Origin of the sequence: Saccharibacillus kuerlensis DSM 22868 (genome assembly GCF_000378145.1) — a bacterium.
Classification (GTDB): domain Bacteria; phylum Bacillota; class Bacilli; order Paenibacillales; family Paenibacillaceae; genus Saccharibacillus; species Saccharibacillus kuerlensis.
In genome coordinates, this window is the sequence record NZ_KB899304.1 from 37397 (window position 1) to 49015 (window position 11619).

The following is an 11619-nucleotide window of genomic DNA, read 5'->3' on the forward strand; positions in this document are numbered from 1 at the left end:
CCTAAGGAGGCAGATCCCGCATGAATGTGCTAAAAGTATCCCGCTGGACCATTGCGGCATTCATCCTGCCGTGTCTGATCGTCTATGTCGGTCTTGTATTTATTCCGATCCTCGTGTCGCTGTACAGCGGCCTGCTCGATTGGAACGGTATTGGTCAGTCCACGTTTGTAGGCTTCGACAACTATGTCCGAATGCTGACGAACGATTCGGTCTTCTGGCCGTCGCTGCGCCGGACGTTTACTCTCGCCGGCTTCTCAATGCTCGTTCAGGTGCCGGTCGCACTGCTGGTGGCTATTCTGATTACCCGCTTTGTACGCCGGCCGAACTTCCTGGTATCCAGCTATTTTTTGCCGGTCATACTGTCGGTTGCCATTATCGGACAGCTGTGGAAAACGATCTATAACCCGGCTTCTATGGGCGGTATGATTAACGGGATTTTGACCAGCATTGGGCTGGAATCGTGGACGCATTCGTGGCTGACGGAGCCGAATGTAGCCATTTACGCTATTATCCTCGTGTCGCTGTGGCAGTATCTCGGCTATCATATTCTGATTCAGTTTACGGGAATTCAGAACATTCCGGATGAGATTTACGAAGCGGCGAAGATCGACGGAGCGGACGGGTTCAAGGCTGACCGTTATATTACGCTGCCTATGGTGCTGCCGATTCTCAAAATTTCGATTGTGCTGTCGTTTATCGGATCGCTCCAATCGTTCGACCTGATCATGGTCATGACGGGCGGCGGACCGGCGCATGCTACGGAAGTGCTGGCGAGCCATATGTACAACATGTCCTTCCTTACAATGAAATACGGGTACGGCAGCGCGATTGCCAACGTACTGATTACGATCTGTCTGATTACGACAGTCCTGATCAACTTCTTATTTAATCGGGTGGACAAGCGATATTCTTAATCTTCTATCTTCTACTTTTCGCACTTCACTTTCCTGTTTTCCGGTCTTCGTGTCTGTCTTCCCGGCCATTACCCAATTATTGCAGAAAGGGGGCTTCGCCCATGAGTCAGTATGCAAGCTCCGCGGGCTCGCAGCCCGTAGTCAAGGTTCGCAGCCGGCGTCTCTCTCTGAAAACGATTCTGGCATTTGTCCTCTTCGGTCTTCTGCTGCTCACGCAGCTCTACCCGCTGCTGTGGCTGCTGATCTATTCGCTTAAGACCAACGAGGAGATTCTGTCAGGCAGTTTCTTCTCTCTACCGGCCCAGTGGCAGTGGAACAACTACCAAGGAGCGATCGAGGGAGGCAGCTACTTCCGTTATCTCGGAAACAGTCTGTTTGTCACCGTAACGACCATGGTTGGCGTTATTCTGCTGTCTTCACTGGCGGCGTTTGCCATTACCCGTTTTCGCTGGAAGTACGGTCAGCTGGTGATGCTGCTGTTCCTGCTCGGCATGATGATCCCCATGCAGGGTACCCTGCTGCCACTGATGATCATTTTCAAAAACTTGAACATTTTGAACACGCATCTGGCCTTGATTCTGCCGTACATGGCTTTCCAAATGCCGATCGCGGTCTTTATCCTCAGCGGATTTCTGCGAACCATTCCGCACGAAATCGAAGAATCCGCGATTATGGATGGGGCGGGACCGTTCCGTATTTTCCGCAGTGTCATTTTGCCGGTATCGATTCCGCCGATGATGACCGTCTGCATCCTGACTTTCATCAATGTCTGGAACGAATACATTTTGGCCGCAACCTTTATTTCGTCGGAACATTTGAAGACTCTGCCATTCGGCGTATACAGTTTCGTCAGCCAGTATTCCGTCAATTACGGATCGATCGGCGCCTTTCTCGTACTCGCTGCACTGCCGGTAATCGTGGTCTACTTCCTGCTCGCAGAAAAAATTACTAAAGGCATGGTGGCAGGTGCGGTTAAGGGTTAAGATGAGGTTATGAGACGCGTACAGAAACGACTAAACACGATTTACGGCCGGCTGTTTCCTGTATTCCTATTCAGTCTTCTCGGTCTTCTGCTGATCGTCAGTCTGGTCTATTATCAGCGGGCGACCGAGCAGGTTCGGGAGCAGGTCGGAACCCTGGCCGAAAAAAATATGTCCCAGACCGTCGCTTTGTTCGATCAGCTGCTGGACGGCTATGACAGTCTAACGAAGACGCTCGGCAGCAACGGGGAGCTGATGCGGCTGCTCCGGCGTCCGCTTGCGAACTACGGAACGATTGCCGAGATCCAAGCGGAGCGGCGCATCACGGATATTCTCGGTGCGATTTTCTATTCGCGCGACGATATTGTGGGCATTCATATCCTAGCGAGCAGTGGAAAAGTATACAGCTTCGAGCGTTCGACCGGCGCAGTGGTGCAAAGTGATCCGGATCAGCCGTGGTTTGCCGAACTGAAGCGTTCCGAAGGCGATATCAGGTGGCTTGGCGTGTATCCGAAATCGCTGATGAGCGGCTGGACGGATCAGCCCGTTTTTGCATTTGGACGCCAGCTGTTCGAACTGGAAGGGCTAGAGTCGGTCGGCTATGTACTGATTGAAGTGGAATCCAGTGCGATCACATCGGCCGTATCGAACGCCAGTCTCGGACAGAGCAGCCAAGTGGCGATCCGTAATGAAGCCGGACATCATGTGATTCGTACCGGGGAAGATGAGCAGGCCTGGTCGTCCGTACCCGAGAACTGGCCTGAGCACCTTGAGGCGGGAGAGATTCGCGCTTACGAAGGCAGAGATTGGCTGCTGACGGCAGCCCAGGTCGAGAAAACAGGCTGGACCATCCTGCGCGCCGCACCGCAGAGCGATCTTAAGCTGGAACTGCGCGAGACGCAGCAGTTTCTGCTGACGGTCGTCGCCGCGCTGATCTTCGCAGCGACTCTGCTGTCGACCATTGTCTCACGCTCGTTCTCGCTGCCGTTCAAGCGGCTTGTCCAGCAGATGAAGCAGGTGGAGACCGGGAATTTCAAAGGTCAGGTGCATATTCAATCCTATGAGGAAATCAACGTGTTGGTCGGCTCATTTAATCGTATGGTACGCGAGATGGACGGATTGGTCGAAGAGATCAAGCAGGCGTCTATCAGCGAGAAGAATGCCCAGCTCCAGGCGCTCCAGTCTCAGATCAATCCGCACTTTCTGTTCAACACGCTGGACATGATCTACTGGATGTTGGACGAACGGGAGGACGATCGGCTTGAAGGCGTCATTCTGGCACTGTCCAAAATGTTCCGTTACAGCAGCGATTGGGAAGAAGGAGCGCGTGTACGTCTACGGCTGGAATTGGAGCAGCTCAAGTCGTATTTGACGATCATCGAGACCCGGCTCGGTCGGCGGGTATTGACTCAAATCGATGTGGAAGAACGCTGGATGGACGCACCCGTACCGAAGATGATTTTGCAGCCGATTGTCGAGAACGCTGTCAAGTATGGACTTGAACCGCTGAGGGAAGGAGGGACGCTGCACATTTATTCGGAAGCGGATTCAGAGCGGCTGCACATTATCGTCGAAGACAACGGAGCGGGAATCGACGACTGGTCGCTGCTGCGGCTGCGAAGACTGCTGGAATATCTTCCGCCCGCGGATTCACATGCCGGAAACGAACGTACCGGTATTGGTCTATTGAACGTGCAGCGGCGTATTCGTCTAATGTATGGCGAAGCATACGGACTTACAATCGACAGCACACCGGGGAACGGAACGAAGGTGCGCGTAACCTTTCCGCTGCCTGATGAGGAGGATTAGTAGCTTGTCTCAATCAGATGAACGGTTTCGCCTATCTGAATATCACCTAAACCGTGTACATTTCAGCCAAACTCAATCCTACTATTTAAGCGAGGCAAGCTACTAGGGAGGAGAATCAGGAATGAATATACTCGTCGTGGACGATGAGCCGATTATTCGCAGCGGCATTCAGCGGACGATTCAGCGGGCTTTTCCCCAGCATCGCGTCGTACTTGCCGAGGGACCGGAAGAAGCGGCAGCGCGCTTGAAGAGCGAGCTGATTGATTTGGTGCTGACCGATGTCCTGATGCCGGGTATGAGCGGATTGGAGCTTATGGAAGTATCCCGTACCCTGCATCCGGACGCTAAGTGGGTCGTGATATCCGCATATTCCGAATTCGAGTATGCAAAAAAAGCGGTACGTCTGGGCGCTCGGGACTACCTGCTCAAACCGATCGGCAAAGATATTTTGGTCGAGCTGATCAAAAAAATGGGCGAGGAAATTGCGGAACGCAATGTACGAGCCAGAGAAAGCGAGCTGTTGAAGCAGAATCTGCGGTTTCTCCGTGAAGCCGTCTTCGCCAGATGGGCATCGGGTCTTGATCTGGGCGGTATCGACCTGGCTTCATTTACTGAATCGTACCCGGATTTCCATCTGATGATGGTGCATGTGGAAAGCGATTCCGATACGAAACTGGAGCATTTTATCGTAGAAAATGTCATGAACGAGCTGATCAGTTCTTACGGTCGGGGGTTCGTGGCAAGCGTGGATGCCAAAAGTCTGCTCGGCCTTGTCCGAATTGAGCGGGATGGCGGTCCGGCAGCGCTGAACGAACAGCTGCGCAGCTGCCTCAAGCGCTATCTTAAAAAGCCGTTCCAACTGCTGCTGTCCGGCCGGATCGAAGATCCTTCACAGGTGCCCGACGAGGTGCGTCGTATGCGTGAGTCGTCGGAATATCAGGTATACAATCATTATGCGAGCGGCGGAGAGCAGGCCGTGGAAGTCGCGCTGCAGTACATAAGGGCTCGCTATGCCTCCGAACTTTCGCTTGAAAAAGTTGCTTCAATCGTTTATTTGAATCCGGCTTACTTCAGCCAACTGTTCAAACAGAAGACCGGTCAGGGCTTCAAAGATTACGTAACACAGATCAGGCTGGAAAGAGCGATGGAGATATTGGGAGAGTCCGAGCTGAAGGTAGGAGATATCGCCGAACGGGTCGGCTATCCGGATGTCCGGCATTTTTCACAGGTGTTTCGGAAAAAGATCGGCTGCACACCGTCGGAGTATCGGGAGCAGACAAAGGCCCAATGTTAAAGTCAGAAAAGAGGAAGCTAATAAGCTTTCTCTTTTTTTATTTATTTTGGATATTTATGTTATATGATAAGCGTAAATGGATAAGTAAAGGGTGGACGACAAAAAACCTTATGCTGGAAGGGGAAGTGAACGAGTGGAAAAGAAAGCGGGTACTTCGCTGCTTCGTCGCATGTCTATGGTTTTGTTGGGATTGATATTGGTGGCCTCAACGGCGATATGGCCGGTTGGGGTTAATCGTGCGTCGGCAGCGCCTGTCGAAGGACAATGGCTGAGCCGTAGTATGTCGGAGTACGGCAATCTTCGCGATGTAGCTTATGGGAACGGAGCATGGATAGCTGTCGGCGATGGTGGCACGATACTTAGATCGACGGATACCGTGAATTGGGAAGATCTTGGAGGCATTCGAAACGGTCAAGGAGAAGTGGAAACAAGACGCTTCAACGGAGTAAAATACTTAAACGGTTTATGGATTGTCGTCGGAGATTCCGCTATGATCTACACGTCTACAGACGGACAAATATGGACGAGTAGAAACGGCGGAAGCACCTTACCTGCTTTGAACTCGGTAAGTTTGGGACAAGGAGAAGCTGGTGAAAATGTTTACTTAGCAGTAGGAGAAGAGAATGCACAATATACCTCTTCAAATGGAACTGCTTGGAACTTGGAAGCAGGTTCTTCGATCCCTTCCGTTACGGATGTCACTTACGGAAATGGACAATTTGCAGCAGTTTCGACAGTGGATTCTGTAGAACCTCCTACGGTTTCGACATTGGTTTATGGACAAACCTGGAACTCTTCCCCTCTGCCAGGTGCTCCAGCAGCCATCACTTTTGCAGCTGACGAATTTATCGTTCCTAGCCGCTCTGATAATGCGCTGTATTCTTCCAGTGACGGCAGTACTTGGGCTGCTCAAACTCTAAGTGATCTTAGCGTCGGTATCACTTTTAGAGATGCTGCTTACGACCAGGGCAGTGGCAGTCTTATGCTGCTGGGAAACAGTTCGCTTGGCAATATTGCAGCAGTGAGAGATAGCCAAGGTGCATGGGTTGAGGAACTCATTAATGACGGAACAACGGTTGAGCTGCGCTCAGTCGCAGTAAATGGAACGTCCGCTGTAGCAGTAGGGGATGGCGGCAGTTTGTTTGTCAGAGGAGCGACGGTAGATTCCGACAATACACTCTCTTCGCTTACACTGTCTGGAGCAACATTGAACACGCCTTTCTCTTCTGACAATTTCGAATATACAGCGACTGCGGCTAGTGGCACAACTGCAGTCAATGTAACGACAGTAACGAGCAGCGTATATGCGAGCGTTACGGTTAATGGTAGAGAGGCAGCCGATAACCAACCTGTTGAAGTGACTTTATCAGGCCCGGGAACAACTACACCAGTTGATATTACCGTCACTCCACAGGTAGGTGACCCACAGCAGTATACGATTTCGATTTTCCGTGAAGCCGAAGGGCCAAATGCATTCCTGGAAACCCTATCTATTGATCCAGGAACGCTGACACCAGATTTTATTCCTACAGAAACGAGCTACACAGCAACAGTATCTAATACAGTCTATAATCTGCAAGTTACAGCAGATCCATTCGATCCGAATGCGGTTGTAACGATTGAAGGAAATACGGTTACAGGTGGGGAAGCTCAAAATGTATCATTGAATTATGGTGAGAATGAAATCACTATTGTGGTTCGTGCGAATGAAGAGACTACTCAAACTTACAGAATTCTCGTCACTCGTCAGTCTAGGCCGGTAGATCCAGCACCAGGGCCAGGACCAGGGCCGGGACCATTCATTCCGAATCCATCACCTGTAACACCGGCACCGGTGACGCCAACAACACCGGCGCCAACAACACCAGTACCAACGACACCAACAACGCCGGGTAATGATTTTGATGACATTGCAACCGGCACAACGTCGCAGGTAAATGGACAAACGGTATTTACGGCAAGAATCGATACAGCTCGTCTTGCGGCCTTGCTGACTGGTGAAACGAGTCAAATAATCGTCCTTCCGGTAACAGCGGAAGCTGATCGTGTTGTTGCAACAATGACCGGTGAAGCTGCTGCTCTGCTGACTTCCAGCAGTGCTACACTTCGGGTCGAGACAGCGCTCGGCAACTACATCCTGCCTTCTTCGCAGCTGCAGCTGAGCTCGGCCGCGAACACGCTTGGTGTAGCGGAGGGCTCAAGCGAATTGACCGTAAATATCACTATTGAAGAAAGCAGCACGGCTGTACAAAACAACTTGTCACAGGCGGCAGCAGCCGCTGGCTTTACAGCCGTCTCGGAACCTGTAGACTTTACGATTTCTGCAGCAGCTGGCGATCGTACAGCCGAAATCAATGAATTTTCGGAATATGTTCAACGTGAACTTCCGATTCCGGCCGACACCAATTCAAGCCAAGTTACAACAGGTGTCGTCATTGAACCGGATGGTACAGTACGCCATGTGCCGACAGCCGTAGTTCAGGTAAATGATGCTTCTTATGCACAGGTCAGCAGCTTGACGAACAGCAGTTACGCGCTGATTTCAAATCTGAAAGAGTTCCCGGATGTAGCGGGCAAGTGGTCGCAAGATCCGGTGAACGACATGGCTTCCAGATTGGTTGTCAATGGAGTCGGAGACAACCGCTTCAATCCGGAAGGTGCGGTCACACGCGCCGAATTCTCGGCGATTCTGGTACGCGCACTGGGACTTCCGAGCAGCGGACAAACGACTGCATTCAGTGATGTGACCTCTGGCGAGTGGTACGCGGAAGCTGCTGCCACAGCCAACCGTTATAATCTCATTAAGGGTTATCCGGACGGTACGTTCCGTCCGAATGCTACCATTACTCGTCAGGAAGCATTTGCAATCATGGAGCGTGCGACCACTATCGTTCCTCTGCGTGTTCTCGAGAATGGAAGCGAGCTGAGCAGCTACCGTGACCGTGAAGATGTGGCAGATTGGGCGAGAAGATCTACCGAGATCCTGCTTGAAGCAGGACTTGTGAAAGGCAGCGGCGGACTGATTCGTCCGGATGCCACACTGTCGCGCGCCGAATCGGCCACTTTCGCACAGCGTCTGCTTCAACAAGGAGCTTTGATCAACCAATAAAACAAGAAACATGCACTTTGTATAATCGTTCATGCTGCAGCCGATCTTCGGATCGACTGCAGCTTTTTTATGTCCAATCATTTCATAGAAAATTTTAACTTTTATAGTTAATTTTCCTCCTAAATCTTAAGGCAGAATTGCAAACGATCGCACAGGGAATCCCGACGCTTTTTCCGCTTTGGGTACGATATTGAAAATGACCGAGCCTTTCGGCGGGACGAGATCGAGGTTTTTCAGCAGTTCGACTTGGTAAGCATCCTGTTCCAATACATAATATTCGCCGAGCAGCGCGCCATTTTTGGTGTAATCTGCGGCTGAGTCCGTATCGAACGTCTCATGTCCGACAGCCTTAATGCCGCGCTGCCCAAACAGAAATTCCAGTGCTTCGATCGACCAGCCCGGAGCATGATTGTTTCCGTCAGTATCTTTGTTTTCAAACTTCTCTTGGCTTGGCCAGCGCTTGCTCCAATCAGTCCTAAGGGCTACAAAGCTGCCGGATTCGATTGGTCCATGCTGCGCTTCGAAATCTTCAATGTCTTTTATAGAAAACGAATAGTCAGCGTCCGCCGCTGCTTCTTGTGATTTGTCAATCACGACCAACGGAAGTACCAGTTCTTTGAGATCCAATTCGTCCAAAAAACGGGTATTTCGTACGAAATGGATGGGGGCGTCAAGATGTGTGCCATATTGGCCGGGAAAGCTGAAGCGTTGAGCGAAAAAGCCGTCGTCATGTGTAAACAGCGTATCGAATTCGGCTGGTGCAAAAGCGGCAAAGTGCGGTGAATCCGGTCCAAATGTATGAGTCAGGTCGATCCATTGTTTTTGTTTTAGCAGCTTGAGAGCATTTAACAGTTCGTTGGTCATGTAAACCCACCTCTTTTTTCCTTTTTTAATTGTTGATTATAGGTCCAAACGTTTCGAGTAAGCAAGCGCCTTCGAGTATTTTGGAAGCATACGCTTTACTTAGCCTTAATTTTCAAAAGCATTTTATCGGTTTCGCTCTTCCTTTTACTATGCTAATATGGAAATTAATACTCCTTTGAAATCGGACAAGTCCGAGCGTTTGCAGGGGCGTTAGAGGGGTTATACATAAGAGTTTACGAAATTGAAAAGGAACAGACGACAAGGAAGGGAAGAAAAGATTGATGGAATTCAACAAAACGACACGCGCCGTCATGGCAATCGGGCTGGTCGCGATTCTGCTGCTTCTGCCGCTAAGAATGGAGATCGGAAATTCTGGTATCTATTATGCGGCAGTAGCTTTGGTTGCGATCTGGGCCGGATTCAAGATGACTGCCGGACAGCGAAGCGACGAACGCTTTTACCGGAGATGGGAGAAAAAGAAGCAGCGAGGCAAGCTTGGTATCGTCGCCATGGAATCACTCAAATCGTTGATTGTACTGATCGCAATCGTCGCTTTTGGACAGCTGGTTGTGAACGGTTATGGAGTTGAATCGCTGATTGGTCAGATGACGACGGGCATGCGAACGCTGATTGCGGCTCTGCTGATCGGTTTCAGCATCGTACTCGGATTTTCCAATTTGCATGAAAAGAACAGAAAGTTTGAGCGGCTGCGGACGAAGATGGAACGTTAGAGTCAGGCGAGCGGAACGCAATCCGCTCGCCTGTTTGTTTTTCTCTTCCTTATCATTTTGCGCCTCTCTATGCCCGCTTGTTATGATAAAGGCAGTAAAGTTGTTCATTCGAGGAGGAGTTCCGATATGTCCCAAGCAGCCCGACCACAAAAAGCAGCCGTATCCGAAAAAGTTATGCAGGTATTCGACAAGCTGACGGCAGAGAAGTCGGTTCAACGTGCACTCGATTTCCTGAAAGCCGACAATGACCGTACTACTGAAGAGCAGATCGAGCTGACCGAGATCGAAGCGCCAACCTTTGAGGAAGAGAAAAAGGGCAAGGCGTTCGCGCGCAAGCTGGCGGAATTCGGCATTGGGAATGTCGCTGTCGACGAAGTGGGCAATGTATTTGGTTTGCGTCCCGGCACCGGCGGCGGGCCTAAACTGGTCCTCTGCGCGCATCTGGATACGGTCTTTCCACGCGGTACCGATGTCAAGGTTCGACGAGACGGCAGCCGGGTCTATGCGCCGGGCATTTCCGATGATGGCCGCGGCCTGGCATCCGTCTTGACGCTTGTTCGCGCACTCCATGCAGCCGACTTGAAGACCGAGGGAGATCTGATTATTGGCGCCACTGTAGGCGAAGAAGGGCTCGGCGATCTGCGCGGTGTGAAAGCATTGTTTGCCAGTCGCAGCGATATCGACGGATTTATCTCAATTGAGCCGGGTACGCCGGATCGGATTACTTATCTCGGAGCAGGCAGCAGACGATACAGAATCACATTTGAAGGACCGGGCGGGCACAGTTTTGGCAATTTTGGCACACCGAGTCCCATTCATGCGTTGGGCCGTGCCATTACCAAGATTGCAGATCTGAAAGTTCCTTATGATCCGAAGACAACGTTCAACGTCGGTCTGATCGGCGGGGGAACGTCGGTCAATACGATTGCAGAGACGGCGGAAACGGTTATCGATATGCGATCGACTTCGCAGGAGGAACTGCTGCGTCTCGAAAGCCAAGTGCTTGGAGTGATTCGCGAGGCCGCTGAAGAAGAGAACCGCCGCTGGAGAAGGGATGGAGCGATCCGAGTACGAACGGAGCGTGTAGGCGATCGGCCGGCGGGTACACAAGATCCGGGCAGCATTATTGTGCAGACTGCGGCCGGAGCGGGATTAGCGATGGGATTTCGTCCAATTCTCGAGAGCGCGAGCAGTACCGATTCCAATGTTCCGATTCACTTGGGCATTCCGGCCGTCACATTGGGAGGCGGCGGAGATTTCGGCGGTGCGCATACGCTGAATGAATATTACGATCCGACAGATGCGCATCTTGGTGTGCAGAAAATTTTGCTGACTGTGCTGGGGCTGAGCGGGCTTGCAGGGGTGACAGAACCGCTGCTTCCGAAGAGAGGCTGAGCAGGACAGGAGCGGTTCATTCTCCAGCTTGGGACTTTGGTATAACGTTCAGTGAGGGTTGGGATAGAACGACGGATAGGACATACTTGGGGGTTAAAAGAAAGCTACGTAAACTCATCAACTTTTTTAAATAAAAGATTCTTTCACGCCCAGGTCCGGTTTTTCGATTTAAATGAAGCCGTTAAACGTAAAATACGAAGTCGATTATTGGTTCACGTACACGCCGTAATGGGACGTGTCCCATAAGAAATGATGAATAAGATACGTCTAATAAGAAATGACTAATAAAATTCGATCAATAAGACTCAACGCAAAATCCAATAAGTGCTTATATACTAGGCCTGTTGATTAGCTATTTTCTGGAAATGAAATCTGGTTACTGAAGTAAAAAATCCATTCGACAGGAAGACAATTGAGCTTAAATAATCGATCGAATTCGGCCAAAGATAATCGAGCCGAAAGATGGACAGTTCGGTTGCCTTGCTCGAACCAAAATTTCAATAATACGTACACGAATAACGCC

General features: G+C 50.8%; 8 protein-coding genes. 7 read left to right on the forward strand and 1 reads right to left on the reverse strand.

The window, feature by feature from the left end; all coding sequences use genetic code 11:
- Positions 1-20 precede the first annotated feature (20 nt).
- The 5 genes from F456_RS0118745 to F456_RS0118765 all read left to right on the forward strand — a co-directional run bounded on the left by F456_RS0118745 (position 21) and on the right by F456_RS0118765 (position 8106).
- On the forward strand, positions 21-914 hold the full coding sequence (locus tag F456_RS0118745; RefSeq protein ID WP_018978592.1) for a carbohydrate ABC transporter permease: 894 nt from the start codon (positions 21-23) through the stop codon (positions 912-914).
- Between the two features lie 101 nt (positions 915-1015).
- Positions 1016-1897 (forward strand): carbohydrate ABC transporter permease, encoded by an 882-nt coding sequence (locus tag F456_RS0118750; RefSeq protein ID WP_018978593.1) that lies wholly within the window; start codon positions 1016-1018, stop codon positions 1895-1897.
- A gap of 9 nt (positions 1898-1906) precedes the next feature.
- The gene (locus F456_RS0118755) at positions 1907-3703 is read left to right on the forward strand and encodes a cache domain-containing sensor histidine kinase (RefSeq protein WP_018978594.1); all 1797 of its coding nucleotides are present in this window, start codon (positions 1907-1909) and stop codon (positions 3701-3703) included.
- Positions 3704-3824: 121 nt separating this feature from the next.
- Positions 3825-4997: a response regulator gene (locus F456_RS0118760; protein ID WP_018978595.1), complete on the forward strand. Its 1173-nt coding sequence runs from the start codon at positions 3825-3827 to the stop codon at positions 4995-4997.
- 133 nt (positions 4998-5130) lie between these two features.
- A complete protein-coding gene (locus tag F456_RS0118765) occupies positions 5131-8106 on the forward strand; it encodes an S-layer homology domain-containing protein (protein WP_018978596.1) in 2976 nt (991 codons plus the stop codon).
- A 126-nt stretch (positions 8107-8232) separates the two neighbouring features.
- Here F456_RS0118765 and F456_RS0118770 read toward each other — a convergent pair whose 3' ends face one another.
- Entirely contained in the window at positions 8233-8970 is a 738-nt protein-coding gene (locus tag F456_RS0118770; protein ID WP_018978597.1) for a cyclase family protein, read from the reverse strand.
- 281 nt (positions 8971-9251) lie between these two features.
- Here F456_RS0118770 and F456_RS0118775 point away from each other — a divergent pair, with 281 nt between their 5' ends.
- Together F456_RS0118775 and F456_RS0118780 are read left to right on the forward strand one after the other, a co-directional pair.
- Entirely contained in the window at positions 9252-9701 is a 450-nt protein-coding gene (locus tag F456_RS0118775; RefSeq protein WP_018978598.1) for a hypothetical protein, read from the forward strand.
- A gap of 126 nt (positions 9702-9827) precedes the next feature.
- Entirely contained in the window at positions 9828-11096 is a 1269-nt protein-coding gene (locus F456_RS0118780) for a M20/M25/M40 family metallo-hydrolase (protein ID WP_018978599.1), read from the forward strand.
- Positions 11097-11619 lie beyond the last annotated feature (523 nt).